Source organism: Cupriavidus phytorum (genome assembly GCF_003254285.1).
GTDB lineage: Bacteria > Pseudomonadota > Gammaproteobacteria > Burkholderiales > Burkholderiaceae > Cupriavidus > Cupriavidus phytorum.
The window spans coordinates 13,662-28,528 of the sequence record NZ_QKZN01000014.1; the positions used below are offsets into that span (position 1 = coordinate 13,662).

General features: G+C 67.7%; 14 protein-coding genes and 1 tRNA gene. 10 read left to right on the forward strand and 5 right to left on the reverse strand.

Annotated elements, in window-relative coordinates; translation table 11 throughout:
- Positions 1–36: 36 nt before the first annotated feature.
- The 4 genes from C7416_RS25020 (at position 37) to folE2 (ending at position 4,179) form a co-directional block, all read left to right on the forward strand.
- Positions 37–342 (forward strand): exodeoxyribonuclease VII small subunit, encoded by a 306-nt coding sequence (locus tag C7416_RS25020; RefSeq protein ID WP_111521381.1) that lies wholly within the window; start codon positions 37–39, stop codon positions 340–342.
- Entirely contained in the window at positions 339–1,223 is an 885-nt protein-coding gene (locus tag C7416_RS25025) for a polyprenyl synthetase family protein (protein ID WP_092307059.1), read from the forward strand. Before C7416_RS25020 ends, C7416_RS25025 begins: the two co-directional genes overlap by 4 nt.
- Positions 1,224–1,247: 24 nt before the next feature.
- Positions 1,248–3,164, forward strand: coding sequence for a 1-deoxy-D-xylulose-5-phosphate synthase (gene dxs / locus C7416_RS25030; protein WP_111521382.1), 1,917 nt, complete (start codon positions 1,248–1,250; stop codon positions 3,162–3,164).
- A 211-nt stretch (positions 3,165–3,375) separates the two neighbouring features.
- Complete coding sequence (gene folE2 / locus C7416_RS25035; RefSeq protein WP_111521383.1) at positions 3,376–4,179, forward strand: GTP cyclohydrolase FolE2; 804 nt, start codon at positions 3,376–3,378, stop codon at positions 4,177–4,179.
- A gap of 80 nt (positions 4,180–4,259) precedes the next feature.
- Here the strand turns inward: folE2 and tsaD are convergent, their stop codons facing one another.
- Positions 4,260–5,294, reverse strand: coding sequence for a tRNA (adenosine(37)-N6)-threonylcarbamoyltransferase complex transferase subunit TsaD (gene tsaD, locus C7416_RS25040; RefSeq protein WP_111521384.1), 1,035 nt, complete (start codon positions 5,292–5,294; stop codon positions 4,260–4,262).
- A 154-nt stretch (positions 5,295–5,448) separates the two neighbouring features.
- On the opposite strand from tsaD, the gene C7416_RS25045 reads away from it, so the two are divergent.
- The 4 genes from C7416_RS25045 to dnaG all read left to right on the forward strand — a co-directional run bounded on the left by C7416_RS25045 (position 5,449) and on the right by dnaG (position 9,642).
- Complete coding sequence (locus tag C7416_RS25045; RefSeq protein ID WP_111521385.1) at positions 5,449–6,708, forward strand: BaiN/RdsA family NAD(P)/FAD-dependent oxidoreductase; 1,260 nt, start codon at positions 5,449–5,451, stop codon at positions 6,706–6,708.
- Positions 6,709–6,842: 134 nt separating this feature from the next.
- Positions 6,843–7,055, forward strand: a complete 213-nt coding sequence (rpsU, locus tag C7416_RS25050) for a 30S ribosomal protein S21 (protein ID WP_111521386.1) — start codon at positions 6,843–6,845, stop codon at positions 7,053–7,055.
- A 125-nt stretch (positions 7,056–7,180) separates the two neighbouring features.
- Entirely contained in the window at positions 7,181–7,630 is a 450-nt protein-coding gene (locus tag C7416_RS25055; protein ID WP_111521387.1) for a GatB/YqeY domain-containing protein, read from the forward strand.
- A gap of 200 nt (positions 7,631–7,830) precedes the next feature.
- Complete coding sequence (gene dnaG, locus C7416_RS25060) at positions 7,831–9,642, forward strand: DNA primase (RefSeq protein ID WP_062801286.1); 1,812 nt, start codon at positions 7,831–7,833, stop codon at positions 9,640–9,642.
- A 106-nt stretch (positions 9,643–9,748) separates the two neighbouring features.
- Here dnaG and C7416_RS29210 read toward each other — a convergent pair whose 3' ends face one another.
- Positions 9,749–10,156 carry a hypothetical protein gene (locus tag C7416_RS29210; RefSeq protein ID WP_231909593.1) on the reverse strand — a complete coding sequence of 136 codons (408 nt, stop codon included), beginning with the start codon at positions 10,154–10,156 and terminating at the stop codon, positions 9,749–9,751.
- Here C7416_RS29210 and rpoD point away from each other — a divergent pair.
- Positions 10,146–12,419, forward strand: coding sequence for an RNA polymerase sigma factor RpoD (rpoD, locus tag C7416_RS25065; protein ID WP_181461314.1), 2,274 nt, complete (start codon positions 10,146–10,148; stop codon positions 12,417–12,419). The two genes, C7416_RS29210 and rpoD, sit on opposite strands and share 11 nt — an antisense overlap.
- Before the next feature lie 10 nt (positions 12,420–12,429).
- Positions 12,430–12,508, forward strand: a tRNA-Ile gene (locus C7416_RS25070).
- 62 nt (positions 12,509–12,570) lie between these two features.
- On the opposite strand, the gene C7416_RS25075 is transcribed toward C7416_RS25070, so the two are convergent.
- Genes C7416_RS25075 through C7416_RS25085 form a run of 3 tightly spaced genes read right to left on the reverse strand, consistent with a single transcriptional unit; the run spans position 12,571 to position 14,863 of the window.
- Positions 12,571–13,110: a glycoside hydrolase family 19 protein gene (locus C7416_RS25075; protein WP_111521457.1), complete on the reverse strand. Its 540-nt coding sequence runs from the start codon at positions 13,108–13,110 to the stop codon at positions 12,571–12,573.
- Positions 13,111–13,158: 48 nt separating this feature from the next.
- On the reverse strand, positions 13,159–13,989 hold the full coding sequence (locus C7416_RS25080; protein WP_111521389.1) for a bestrophin-like domain: 831 nt from the start codon (positions 13,987–13,989) through the stop codon (positions 13,159–13,161).
- 4 nt (positions 13,990–13,993) lie between these two features.
- Positions 13,994–14,863, reverse strand: a complete 870-nt coding sequence (locus C7416_RS25085; RefSeq protein ID WP_240988179.1) for a hypothetical protein — start codon at positions 14,861–14,863, stop codon at positions 13,994–13,996.
- Positions 14,864–14,867: the final 4 nt, after the last annotated feature.

Here is a 14,867-nt window from a genome sequence, read left to right on the forward strand (position 1 = left end):
TCCGGGTTTCCCCGGTTCCAGCTTCCAGGGCCTGATATGCCAAAAACCACGACCGCTGCGGTCCAGACCGACAACACCGCCGACGCCGCCTCGGCGCCGCCTGCCTCCTACGAGGCGGCGATGGCCGAACTGGAGACGCTGGTGGCCAGCATGGAAAGCGGCGAGCTGCCGCTCGAGGCCTCGCTGGCGGCGTACCGCCGCGGTGCCGAGCTGGTGCGCTACTGCCAGCAAAAGCTGGAGCGGGTCGAACAGCAGGTGCGGGTACTGGAGGGCGACGCGCTCAGGCCGCTGGCGGGCGAAGGCAACGGTGCCAATGGCGCACAGGAGACGGACGAGGCATGAGCGACTTCGCACAATGGATGCAGGCGCAGGGCGTGCGCACCGAGGCCGCGCTGCAGGCCGCGCTGCCCGACGCCGGCACGGTGCCGCATACGCTGCATGAAGCGATGCGCTATGCTGCGCTGGGTGGCGGCAAGCGCGTGCGCCCGCTGCTGGTCCATGCCGCCGGCGAAGTCAGTGGCGCGGCGCCGGCGGCCTGCGACGCGGCCGCCTGCGCGGTGGAGATGATCCACGCCTATTCGCTGGTCCACGACGACATGCCGTGCATGGACGACGACGACCTGCGCCGCGGCCGCCCGACCGTGCACAAGGCCTATGACGAGGCCACCGCGCTGCTGGTCGGCGATGCGCTGCAGACCCAGGCCTTCATCGTGCTGGCGGAGGCCGGGCCGATCGCGCCCGCGGTGCGGCTGCAGCTGGTGGCGGAGCTGGCGCGGGCGTCGGGCTCGGCCGGCATGGCCGGCGGCCAGGCGATCGACCTGCAGAACGTGGGCCGCGCCATGACGCGCGACGCGCTCGAAGCCATGCACCGCATGAAGACCGGCGCGCTGCTGCGCGCCAGCGTGCGCATGGGCGCGCTGTGTGGCGAGATCGATGCTCAGGGCCTGGCCGCGCTGGACCGCTACGCGGCGGCGGTGGGATTGGCGTTCCAGGTGGTAGACGATATTCTGGACGTCACCGCGGATACCGCGACGCTTGGCAAGACCGCCGGCAAGGACGCCGCCCACGACAAGCCGACCTACGTGTCGCTGCTGGGGCTGGACGCGGCCCGCGAACTGGCCGGATCGCTGCGCGCCGAGGCGTACGAGGCGCTGGCCGGCTTCGGCGAGCGCGCCGCGCGCCTGCGCGACCTCGCGGACCTGATCGTGCTGCGCACGCATTAAACTAGAGCCGGCCGAACGGACATCATGACCTACGCACTCCTCAACAAGATTGACGCCCCCGCGGACCTGCGCAAGCTCGACCGGCGCGAGCTCCAGACCCTGGCCGACGAACTGCGCGCCTACGTGCTGGAGTCGGTCTCGCAGACCGGCGGCCACCTGTCGTCCAACCTGGGCACGGTCGAACTGACCATCGCCCTGCACTATGTCTTCAACACCCCGGACGACCGGCTGGTGTGGGACGTGGGCCACCAGAGCTATCCGCACAAGATCCTGACCGGGCGCCGCGAGCGCATGCGCACGCTGCGCCAGTGGGGCGGCATCTCGGGCTTCCCGCGCCGCAGCGAGAGCGAATACGACACCTTCGGCACCGCGCATTCGTCGACCTCGATCTCGGCCGCGCTGGGCATGGCGCTGGGCGCTCGCACGCTGGGCCAGAAGCGCGTCTCGGTGGCGGTGATCGGCGACGGCGCGATGACCGCCGGCATGGCCTTCGAGGCGCTCAACAACGCCGGCGTCTACAAGGACCTGCCGCTGGTGGTGGTGCTCAACGACAACGACATGTCGATCTCGCCGCCGGTGGGCGCGCTCAACCGCCACCTGGCACGGCTGCTGAGCGGCCAGTTCTATGCCGCCACCAAGAAGGGCATCGAGAAGGTGCTGTCGGTGGCGCCGCCGGTGCTGGAGTTCGCCAAGCGCTTCGAGGAACACGCCAAGGGCATGATGGTGCCGGCCACGCTGTTCGAGGAATTCGGCTTCAACTACATCGGCCCGATCGACGGCCACGACCTGAATTCGCTGGTGCCGACGCTGCAGAACATCCGCGAGCGCGCGCTCGAAGGCGGCGGCCCGCAGTTCCTGCACGTGGTCACCAAGAAGGGCCAGGGCTACAAGCTGGCCGAGGCCGACCCCATCCTCTACCACGGCCCCGGCAAGTTCAATCCGGCCGAAGGCATCCGCCCGGCCGCCAAGCCCGCGCGCAAGACCTACACCCAGGTGTTCGGCGACTGGCTGTGCGACATGGCCGCGGCCGACAAGCGCCTCGTCGGCATCACCCCCGCGATGCGCGAGGGCTCGGGCATGGTCGAGTTCGAGAAGCGCTTCCCCGAGCGCTACTACGACGTCGGCATCGCCGAGCAGCATGCGGTCACCTTCGCCGGCGGGCTGGCGTGCGAGGGCCTGAAGCCGGTGGTGGCGATCTACTCGACCTTCCTGCAGCGCGGCTACGACCAGCTGATCCACGACGTGGCGCTGCAGAACCTGCCGGTGGTGTTCGCACTGGACCGCGCCGGCCTGGTCGGCGCCGACGGCGCGACCCACGCGGGCGCCTACGATATCGCCTACCTGCGCTGCATCCCCAACATGATGGTGATGACGCCGTCCGACGAGAACGAGTGCCGCCAGTTGCTGACCACGGCGTTCCAGCAGGACTGCCCGAGCGCGGTGCGCTATCCGCGCGGCTCCGGCCCGGGCGCGGCGATCGCCGCCGACCTGGCGCCGGTGCCGGTGGGCAAGGGCGTGGTGCGCCGCGAGGGCGGCGCGCGCGCCGGACATCGCGTCGGCTTGCTGGCATTCGGCTCGATGGTGCAGCCGGCGCTGGGCGCGGCAGAGGCGCTGGACGCCACGGTGGCGGACATGCGCTTCGTCAAGCCGCTCGACGTGGCGCTGGTCAGGCGCCTGGCCGCCGACCACGACTACCTGATGACGGTGGAAGAGGGCAGCGTGATGGGCGGTGCCGGCAGCGCCGTGCTCGAAGCGCTGGCCGAGGCCGGCATCGACAAGCCGGTGCTGACGCTGGGCCTGCCCGACCGCTTCGTCGACCATGGCGACCCGGCCTTCCTGCTGCAGCAATGCGGCCTCGACGCGGCCGGCATCGAGCGCTCGGTGCGCGAGCGTTTCGGGCTCGACCAGCCCCAGGTCACGGTCGCCTCGCGCGTGGCCTGATCACCTGCCATCCCCAAGGGGATTCGGGCCGCCGCACCACGGGTGCGTCCGAATTCCCTTACACTCCGTTTTTTGTGTTCGCAGCTGCGGGTCGGCACGCCAGTGCCGGGTCCCGTGGTTTCACACTCGTTGCGCGGCATGGAGGGACTGCGAAAATGCCGCGACCGTAAGGGCTTGCGCTTGCCTGGCGCAACCCTGGAGGAAACCGTAGATGAATGACATCAACCCCGCCTTCGTGATGCCCGACGTCCAGTCGAGCCCCGACACCCGCCAGATCCCGATCCAGCGTGTCGGCGTGAAGGGCGTGCGCTATCCCGTGACCCTGAAGACCCCGGCCGGCATCGTGCCGACCGTCGGCACTTTCAACCTCGACGTGCACCTGCCCGCCGAGCAGAAGGGCACGCATATGTCGCGCTTCGTCGCGCTGCTGGAGGAAGAGCGCGCGCCGCTGGAGCTGGCCAGCTTCCGGCTGATGCTGGACAAGATGCTGGAGAAGCTCGAAGCCGAGGCCGGCCGCATCGAGGTCACGTTCCCGTACTTCATCAGCAAGATCGCGCCGGTGTCCGGCGTGGAGTCGCTGCTGGACTACGAGGTCACGCTGACCGGCGAGGTGCGCAACGGCGCCACGCGGGTGTTCCTGAAGGCGCTGGTGCCGGTGACCAGCCTGTGCCCGTGCTCGAAGAAGATCTCGCAGTACGGCGCGCACAACCAGCGCTCGCATATCACCATGAACGTCGAGCTGGCCGGCGAGCTGCCGGTCGAAGCGCTGGTGCGCATGGCCGAGGAAGAGGCGTCGTGCGAACTGTGGGGGCTGCTCAAGCGGCCCGACGAAAAGTTCGTCACCGAGCGTGCCTACGAGAACCCCAAGTTCGTCGAGGACCTGGTGCGCGACATCGCCATGCGGCTGAATGCGGATGAGCGCATCGTGGCCTATGTGCTGGAGGCGGAGAACTTCGAGTCGATCCACAACCACAGCGCGTATGCGGTGATCGAGCGGGACAAGCGCGTCGGGTGATTGGGTCCGTCGCTGTCATGAAAAAAAGCCACCAGAGTTCGGTGGCTTTTTTTCTTGGATGCGTTTGGGTATGTCGACGGTCAGGCCGCCGATGGCAACCGGATATCCGCCAGGTCCCAGCGCGGCGTCACGCCATAACCGTATTCACGCCGCGCCAGTTCGGGAGCGGCCTGCAGCCGCATCGCGCCCGCAAACGCGATCATCGCGCCGTTGTCGGTGCAGAACGCCAGGTCGGGGTAATAGACTTCCAGCTTGCGCTGCCTGCCGAGCTGGTCCAGCCGCTCGCGCAGCTGCCGGTTGGCGCCGACGCCGCCGGCCACCACCAGCCGCTTGTGGCCGGTCTGCTTGAGCGCAGCCATCGACTTGGCCGCCAGCACGTCGACGATCGCATCGACAAAGGCGCGCGCAAGATTGGCGCGGTCCTGCTCGCAGGTATTGGCCAGCTTGCGGGTTTGCGTCAGCACCGCGGTCTTCAGGCCGGCGAAGGAAAAATCCAGGTTGCCCGAATGCAGCATCGGCCGCGGCAGCTCGAACGCGCCGGGTACGCCGAACTCGGCCAGGCGCGACACTTCCGGCCCGCCCGGATAGCCCAGGCCGAGCAGCTTGGCGGTCTTGTCGAAGGCTTCGCCGGCGGCATCGTCGAGGGTTTCGCCGAGCAGCGCGTAGTCGCCGATGCCGCGCACTTCCATCAGCTGCGTATGCCCGCCCGACACCAGCAGCGCCACGAACGGGAACGGCGGCGGCTCGCGCGTCAGCAGCGGCGACAGCAGGTGGCCTTCCAGGTGGTGCACGCCCACCATCGGCACGTTCAGCGCGAAGCCCAGCGCATTGGCCACCGAGGCACCGACCAGCAGCGCGCCGGCCAGCCCCGGGCCCTGGGTGAAGGCAATGGCGTCGATGTCCTGGCGAGTGCGGCCGGCGTCGGCCAGCACCTGCTCCAGCAGCGGCAGCACGCGGCGGATATGGTCGCGTGAGGCCAGCTCGGGAACCACGCCGCCGTAGTCGCGGTGCATGGCGATCTGCGAGTGCAGCGCATGCGCGAGCAGGCCGGCGCCGGTGTCATAGAGGGCGAGGCCGGTTTCGTCGCAGGAAGATTCGATGCCAAGGACAAGCATGGGAGCATGACGCCGTCTCCGGTCAGGGAAACAGCCGTCGGAACAAGGGTTTGCGGGAAGCGCGCAGGGTAGCACAGCAGCGCGCGGCGCGCTTTTCGCTACAATCTGCCCTTTCTCAGGCGGTGGCAAGACACATGGATTCGCGAGGCGTGCAATGAGCGGGGCAGCCCAGGCCCGGACCGGCCGGTATGACGTGGCCGTACTGGGCGCCGGCGCCGCGGGCATGATGTGCGCCGCGGTGGCGGGGCAGAACGGCGCGCGCGTGGTGCTGATCGACCATGCCACCCGGCTCGCCGAGAAGATCCGCATCTCGGGCGGCGGCCGCTGCAATTTCACCAACCTGCAGGCCGGGCCCGCCAATTACCTGTCGTCCAATCCGCACTTCTGCCGCTCGGCTCTGGCCCGCTACACGCCGCAGGATTTCCTGGCGCTGATGCGCCGCCATGGCATCGCCTGGCACGAGAAGCACCGCGGCCAGCTGTTCTGCAACGACAGCGCCGAAGACGTGATCGCGATGCTGCGCGCCGAATGCGACGCGGGACAGGTGCGCTGGCAGACCGGCTGCGCGGTCGCGGAAATCCGGCGCGAGGGCGACGATTTCCTGCTGCTCACCGCCGCGGGCACGGTGCGCGCCGGGGCGCTGGTAGTGGCCACCGGCGGCCTGTCGATCCCCAAGATCGGCGCCACCGACTTCGGCTATCGCATTGCCCGGCAGTTCGGGCTGGGCATCGTCGAGACCCGGCCGGCGCTGGTGCCCTTGACCTTCGACGGCAAGGACTGGGCGCCGTTCGTGCCGCTGGCGGGAGTGTCGCTGGAAGTCGATATCGCCACCGGCAATGGCAAGGCCGCGGGTGCGTTCCGCGAGGACCTGCTGTGGACGCACCGCGGCCTGTCGGGCCCGGCGGTGCTGCAGATCTCCAGCTACTGGCATCCCGGCACGCCGGTCGCGATCGACCTGTTCGATGGCGAGGACGCCGCCGAGTGGCTGCTGGAGCAGAAGGCCGGCAGCCGCAAGCACCTGGGCAACCTGCTGGCGCAACGGCTGCCGTCGCGGCTGGCCGACGCATGGTGCGCGGCCGCGGGCGTTGCGGCGACGATGCCGCTGCACGACGTGACCGACAAGGCGCTGCGCAAGCTCGGCGCGGCGCTCAACGACTGGCGCATCGTGCCGTCCGGTACCGAGGGCTATCGCAAGGCCGAGGTTACGCTGGGCGGGGTCGACACCCGGGGACTGTCGTCGTCCACCATGATGGCGCGCGACGTGCCGGGCCTGTATTTCATCGGCGAAGTGGTCGACGTGACCGGCTGGCTCGGAGGCTACAACTTCCAGTGGGCCTGGGCCTCCGCAGTGGCGGCGGGGCAGGCCGCGGCCGAGGCGGCACGGCAGGCCCGGGCGGGGCAATCGGCAGCCTGAGCCAGTCTGTCTTTAGGGCGCCGGAATCACATCCAGCATGTCCGTAGCACGCCACTTCCGCGCCGGATTGTTGGTGCTACAATCCAGAACTTCGTAACGCCGCCATCCCGAAAATACTTTCATTTTCCGGCCAAATGACTACGATCCGCCTCAAGGAAAACGAGCCTTTTGAAGTTGCCCTGCGCCGTTTCAAGCGCACCATCGAGAAGAACGGCCTGCTGCCGGAACTGCGGGCCCAAGAGTTTTACGAAAAACCCACCGCCGCGCGCAAGCGCAAGAAGGCTGCCGCAGAGAAGCGCCATTACAAGCGCATCCGCAGCCAGATGCTGCCGAAGAAGCTGTACTGACACCGGCTTCGCGCTTGCCCCTGACCCGCTGTGGCGTATGCTCGGCGGGTTTTTGCGTTATGGGCCTTGCAGCAGCGGCATCCGCCGTCATGTGTAAGTGCCCGCCCACTTTCTGGAAGATCACGATGTCCCTCAAAGCCCGTATCAGCGAAGACATGAAGACCGCCATGCGCGCCCGCGAGACCGAGCGCCTTGGCACCATCCGCCTGCTGCTGGCGGCGATCAAGCAGCGCGAAGTCGACGAGCGCGTGGAACTGGACGACAGCGCCGTGCTGGCCGTGGTCGAAAAGCTGATCAAGCAGCGCAAGGACTCGATCGCGCAGTTCCAGCAGGCCGGCCGCAATGACCTCGCCGACAAGGAACTGGCCGAGGTCGACGTGCTGAAGGTCTATATGCCCGCCGCTCTGTCGGATGCGGAAGTGGCCGCCGAGGTGCAGCAGGCCGTAGCCGCCACCGGCGCCGCCGGTCCGCAGGATATGGGCAAGGTCATGGGCGTGCTCAAGGGCAAGCTGGCCGGCCGTGCCGACATGACCGCCGTATCGGCCCTGGTCAAGGCGGCGCTTGCACCAAAGTAAATACTGATTTAATTGGTTGTAAGCGCGATGCGCGCAAGATCTTGTTGAATAACAGGCGTTGCGCGCAGATGTGAAGCAATCCGGGCAGCCGTTCCGCGCTGCACTACAATATTCCGATAGCAGCCGGGCGCCGCACCGGTCACGCATTCCAAAAAGGGCCGCCCGCCGTGGGACGGCCAAGCCTCAGGACGGTCAGTCGGGTGATTCCGCAATCCTTTATTCAGGACCTGCTCAACCGTGTCGACATTGTCGATGTGGTGGGCAAGTATGTGCAGCTGAAGAAGGGCGGCGCCAATTTCATGGGCCTGTGCCCGTTCCATAACGAGAAATCCCCGTCGTTCACGGTGTCGCCGACCAAGCAGTTCTACCACTGCTTCGGCTGCGGCGCGCATGGCTCGGCCATCGGGTTCCTGATGGAGTTTTCCGGCCAGTCCTATCCCGAGGCGGTGCGCGAGCTGGCCCAGTCGGTCGGCATGACCGTGCCCGAAGAGCGCGACCGCCTGCCCCCCGGCCAGCGCGCCGAGCAGCAGGCGCGCTCGGTGGCACTGTCCGACGCCATGACCCGCGCCACCGACTTCTACCGCCGCCAGCTGCGCGGCGCCCCGCAGGCGATCCAGTACCTGAAGGGGCGGGGGCTGACCGGCGAGATCGCCGGCCAGTTCGGCCTTGGCTATGCGCCCGATGACTGGCAGGGCCTGGAGGCGGTGTTCGGCAGCTATCGCGACGACAACGTGGCGGCGCCGCTGGTCGAGGCCGGCCTGCTGATCGAAAGCGACAAGCGCGATGCGGACGGCAAGCCGCGGCGCTACGACCGCTTCCGCGACCGCATCATGTTCCCGATCCGCAACACCAAGGGTGCGGTGATCGGCTTCGGCGGCCGTGTCATGGGGCAGGGCGAGCCCAAGTACCTGAACTCGCCCGAGACCCCGCTGTTCAGCAAGGGCACCGAGCTGTATGGCTTGTTCGAGGCCCGCCATGCGATCCGGGAAACCGGCTATGTGCTGGTGGTCGAAGGGTATATGGACGTCGTGGCACTGGCCCAGCTCGGTTTTGCCAACGCCGTCGCCACCCTGGGCACGGCGTGCACACCCGTGCATGTGCAGAAGCTGCTGCGCCAGACCGACGCGGTGGTGTTCTCGTTCGACGGCGATTCGGCGGGCCGGCGCGCCGCCAGGCGGGCGCTCGAAGCCTGCCTGCCGCATGTGGCCGACAACAAGACCATCCGCTTCCTGTTCCTGCCGGCCGAGCACGACCCCGACAGCTATGTGCGCGAAGAGGGCACCGAGGCCTTCGCCGCGCAGGTGCGCAATGCGATGCCGCTGTCGCGCTTCCTGCTGCAATCGGTCACCGAGGAACTGGACCTGCGCCAGCCCGAGGGCCGCGCCCGCGCCCAGTACGAGGCCAAGCCGCTGCTGCAGGCGATGCCGGCCGGCGGGCTGCGGCTACAGATCGTGCGCGAACTTGCCGATGCCACTGGTACGACACCCGCAGAGATCGAGGCGATCTGCGGCCTGCGCAGCGACCCGGCCCGGGTCGGGCGCTTCGCCCAGCCGCGCCCGCGCGCGCGCCGCCAGGCCCCGACCGGGCTGGAGCAGCGCGTGATCCAGTTGCTGATGTGCTATCCGGCGCTGTCGGCACGGCTGGACGAGGATGCCCGCGCGTTGCTGCTGGAAGGCGAGGGCGGCGACAGCGAAGTGCTGGCGCACCTGGTCAGCGCATGCGACGGCGTCCAGGGCGAAGTGAATTTCGCGGCCTTCAGCGAGCACCTTGCCCAGAGCCCGTATGCCGAGGTCTATGCCGCGGCGCGCACGGCTGTATTGCGCGAAGAGATTGAAGAGGCACCTGCAACACAGGAATTCGATGCGGCCATCACCAAGCTGCTGGCCGAGCCGCTGCGGCGCGAACTCGACAGCCTGCAGGCGGAGGTGGTCGCCGGCACGGCCGACGAGGCGGCCAAGCAGCGCATGCGCTGGCTGGTGGGCGAAATCCACCGGCGGCGCCAACTGGGCTGAGGCGCCGGCGGGCGCCCTGGCCTTCAACCGGGAGGCGGCAACAAGCGTTGGACAAGCAGTGGATCAGGGACCGGGCCCGGCCGCGCCGAGCTTAAGCCTTGATTTTTCAGGTGAAAACCTCACCTGACAGGGAGCCGGCTATGCGTGGCGTGCTACAATAGCCGGTTTGGATTGCGAAATCTTTCTCTCCAGTTCTGGTGAAAGTGAGCGTGCCAATGGCAAAGGCCAAAGCAACCGAAAGGGTTACCTCTAAAGCTCCCCAATCAGGGAGCGGCAAGGCGTCTGTGAAAACCACGGCGGCGAAGACATCGACCGCGACAGTCAAGACGCCAGCCCGGTCTGCGCCATCAAAGTCCGTGCGCCGCGCGCAAGCGCCCGCCGTGACGACTCCCACCAGAACCCGCACATCCGAAAAGACAAAGGCCTCGACTTCGGCACGCGAGAGCGGCAAGAGCGCCAGTACGAGCGGCAAGGTCGCCGCATCTGCAGCAGCATCTGCACCAGTGAAAGGCAAGAGTATCACCGTGGCGAAACAGCAGAATACCGAAGTCGAGAGCAAGCGAGCGGCAGCCGCCGGCGCCAAGAGCGGAGGCGCCAAGCAAGGCGCGGCCGCGACGGCCGCCAAGGCGCGTGCCGCGACACCTGCATCCGTTGCATCCGAGCGTCCCGCTGCGCCGGCAATCAAGCCGGAGCCGAAAAAGCGTGGCCGCAAGCCCAAGGCCGAGATGCAGCACGACGACAGCACAACAGACGACGTGACTGAAGAGTTTTACGAGAACGATACGCGCGCGCCGGCAACCCCGGCGGCGCCGAAGACCGAAAAGCAGAAAGCCAAGGACCGCAAGGCCAAGGAAAAGGCCCTGCTCAAGGAGTTCGCCTCGACCCAGCAAGGCACCGAGGAAGAGCTCGAGCTGCGTCGCCAGAAGCTCAAGGCGCTGATCAAGCTGGGCAAGTCGCGCGGCTACCTGACCTACGCGGAAATCAACGATCACCTGCCGGACGACATGGTCGATTCGGAAACGATCGACACGCTGGTCGCCACGCTGAACGACATCGGCATCGCCGTCTACGAACAGGCGCCGGATGCCGAGACGCTGCTGCTCAACGACAACGCCCCGTCCGCCACCAGCGAGGAAGAAGCCGAGGAAGAGGCCGAGGCGGCCCTGTCCACGGTCGACTCCGAGTTCGGCCGCACCACCGACCCGGTGCGCATGTACATGCGCGAGATGGGCACGGTCGAGCTGCTGACGCGTGAAGGCGAAATCGAGATCGCCAAGCGCATCGAGGCCGGCCTGAAGGACATGGTGATGGCGATCTCGGCGTGCCCGGTCACCATCTCCGAGATCCTGGCCCATGCCGAGCGCGTCGCCAACGACGAGATCAAGATCGACGAGTTCGTCGACGGCCTGATCGACCCGAACGCCGACGAAACCCCTGAAGCGCCGTCGGCCCCGGCCGCCGCCGCCGATGACGAGGACCTCGAGTCCGACGACGACGAGGAAGGCGACGAGGACGAAGACGACGAAGGCGGTGCCGGCGCCGGCGCGTCCGCGCGCCAGCTGGAAGAGCTGAAGCAGAACGCGCTGGAGAAATTCCGCGTGATCGCCGAGCAGTTCGACAAGATGCGCCGCGCGTTCGAGAAGGAAGGCTACAAGTCCAAGCCCTACGTCAAGGCGCAGGAAGCGATCCAGGCCGAGCTGATGGGCATCCGCTTCACCGCCCGCAACGTCGAGCGCCTGTGCGACACGCTGCGCGGCCAGGTCGACGAAGTGCGCAAGCTCGAGCGTGCCATCCTGAACATCGTGGTCGACAAGTGCGGCATGCCGCGCTCGGACTTCGTCGCCCGTTTCCCGGGCAACGAGACCAACCTCGAGTGGATCCACACCGTGGTCGCCGACGGCAAGGGCTACAGCACCATCGTCGAGCGCAACGTGCCGGCCGTGCACGAGCTGCAGCAGAAGCTGATCGACCTGCAGGCGCGCGTGGTGCTGCCGTTGAAGGAACTGAAGGACGTCAACCGCAAGATGTCGGAAGGCGAGCGCCGCGCGCGCGAAGCCAAGCGCGAGATGACCGAGGCCAACCTGCGCCTGGTGATCTCGATCGCCAAGAAGTACACCAACCGCGGCCTGCAGTTCCTCGACCTGATCCAGGAAGGCAACATCGGCCTGATGAAGGCGGTGGACAAGTTCGAATACCGTCGCGGCTACAAGTTCTCGACCTACGCCACGTGGTGGATCCGCCAGGCCATCACGCGCTCGATCGCCGACCAGGCGCGCACCATCCGCATCCCGGTGCACATGATCGAGACCATCAACAAGATGAACCGCATCTCGCGCCAGATCCTGCAGGAAACCGGCAACGAGCCGGATCCGGCAACGCTGGCCGAGAAGATGGAGATGCCGGAAGACAAGATCCGCAAGATCATGAAGATCGCCAAGGAACCGATCTCCATGGAAACGCCGATCGGTGACGACGACGACTCCCATCTGGGCGACTTCATCGAGGACACCAACACGCTGGCCCCGGCCGAAGCGGCGCTGCACGGCTCCATGCGCGACGTCGTCAAGGACGTGCTGGACTCGCTCACGCCGCGCGAAGCCAAGGTGCTGCGCATGCGCTTCGGCATCGAAATGAGCACCGACCACACGCTGGAAGAGGTCGGCAAGCAGTTCGACGTCACGCGTGAACGGATCCGCCAGATCGAGGCCAAGGCGCTGCGCAAGCTGCGCCACCCGAGCCGCTCGGACAAGCTGAAGAGTTTCCTGGAAGGCAACTAAACGCTTCCAAGGGCCTCTAGCTCATGCCTGGTTAGAGCAGCGGACTCATAATCCGTTGGTGCCGTGTTCGACTCACGGGAGGCCCACCAATGCAGTGAAAAGGGGTTACGGTGAATGCCGTAGCCCCTTTTTTTCATGGTGCCGTGCCGCTTCAAGCCAGCGCCGCGGTGGCGACCTTCCAGCGGCGCAGACGGTCTTCCAGTCCGTTGGTGCCGCCGTTGATGCGCCGCGTCAGCGCGATGAAGTCGCCGCTGTCGGCGAGTGCGTTGCAGCCGTGCGTGCGCCACCACCATGCCGCCGAGCGCGCGGCCCAGATGTCCTGTTCCAGCAGTTCGGGCGTGGCGGTCAGGTCGGCGCCGAGCGCGGCCCCGCATGCCGCGTAGTTGGCGCGGCCGGTGATCTGGATCAGCCCCCGGCCGCGGAAGCGCTTGCCGTCGCCGGCCCGCACGTTGCCGAGCGCCATGGCCTTGCGCGACGGCGGCTCGTACAGCGCCTGCGCCGGCGTCGGTCCCCACAGCTCATGCGTGAACTGGTAGCCGAGCGACTCGTGCCCGGTCTGCGCCAGGAACGCGGCCATGCGCGCCGCGCCGGTGATGTCGTACGCCTGCATCGCTTCGCACAGGCGCGCGAACCAGCGCTCGCATTGCGGCTCGCTCAGTCCGGTGGCTGCGCGGAATTGTTCCGGGGTCATCTGCATCTTGTGTCTCCTTGTTGTGATGGCGGCCGTTGCGGCGTGCCGTTATGGCGCTGCATATGGCATCGGCTGTGACGCCGGTTGCGACTCCCGCCACGTGCCGTTGGCCACCAGGGTGTCGATGGTGTGCTGCAGCGGGTCGGCGCTGACGCTGAACTCGCCGGCAAAGGGCCGGTCGACCGCGAGCAGGAAGAAGAACGCCAGGCCGATGGTGATGGCCCACGCGGTGATCAGCGCCAGGTTGAAGGGCGTTGCCGGCAGCACGTACAGCAACGCGAACGACAGGGCGCTGACAATCAGGATCACGCCCCACAAGGTGTTCGGCATTGCCGCGTGCAGCGTCAGGATCCGTTGCTGGCGGTACTTGACCATCTCGTTGACGCGCATCAGCACCTCCCCCAGCAGCACGGTCTGGCGGCTGTCGAGCGGACGGATCCGGTTGGCCAGGTCGAACATCTGGTCGAAGCGCTGTTCGGTGTGCGCATCGGGCCTGCCCAAGCGTTGCATGCGCGGCCATTCCTCATGGACCACCATCACCAGGTAGGTGCGCAATGCCGCCGCGGCGGCATCGGCGGCGCTGCTGTCGAACGCGGCCAGGTCGCGCGCGAGTTCGCCCGCGGCGGTGGCTTCGGCGGCGACGGTGCGGTCGGCGGCGTTGTAGGTGTCCCAGACGTTGATCGCGGCAAAGGCGACCAGCAGCGAGTTGATGGTGGTGATGATCGAGACCATCGACACCGCCATCGCGCGCTGCTCGGCATCGAGCTCGATCAGCGCGAAGCGGCGCGCCACCGCATAGCCGGCCAGCACCACCGCGACGATGGCCGAGACCACGATGGCGGCCATGCCGGTGCTGGGCAGGCTGTAGAGGAACAGCATGGCGCTACTCCTTGCGCGGCTCGCGCGGGGCGCTGCCGCGCACCGCGGTCTCGACGATCTCGACGATGCGCTGGAGCAGGCGGTGCACCGCGGTCGCCGAGAAGCCGCCCAGCATCGACAAGGCCGGCTTGCCGAAGCTGCGCATGCCGGCCGAGTCGAACAGTTGCGGCGGCAGCATCTCGACCAGGATCAGCCCCGACATCACGCCGAGGATCAGTTGCGCGGCGTAGGCGGCGTCGTACTTGGGGTCGTAGGTGCCCTTGGCGATGTAGCCGTGCACCTGGAACAGCGAGGCAAACGAAGCCCCCAGCCCGGCGCAGAACAGCAGGAACAGCATGTTGAACAGCAGCGTGCGGCCCGACGAAGCCAGGATGCCGGCGCGCATGTTGTCCATCGACACCTCCGCCGGCAAGCCGGTCAGCACCACCGCCAGCAGGCAGCACACCGCGGTGCCGGTCAAGGCGCGCACCAGCGGCACCGGTCCCAGGCAGGCGAGCGGATGCGCGCGGCGGCGTTCGTCGTCGAGCAGCGTGATGCATTGCGGCGTCGCGGGCGTGATGGCGCGGGCCAGCTCCTGGTGGAGTTGCGCGAGCTGCTGCGCGGCAAGGCCCGTCCCGGCTTGCGGCTGCGACGAAGCCGACGGTGCCGCGGCCGCTTCGTGAGCGCTGCCGATCAGCATGGTCCAGCCGGCCGGCATCGCGATGCCGAGCCGCAGCGCATGGCTGGCCATGGCCTCGCATTCGCGGCGCAGCTGGCCATCGAGCGGCAACGGCGCTGCCGTCGCCGCGGCAAGCCGGGGCGGTGCGGCGACGGTATCGACGGCCGCGGCAGCGGCGCGCCGCAACGGCGCGGCGGTGAAATCGAGCGTGCGCATGATC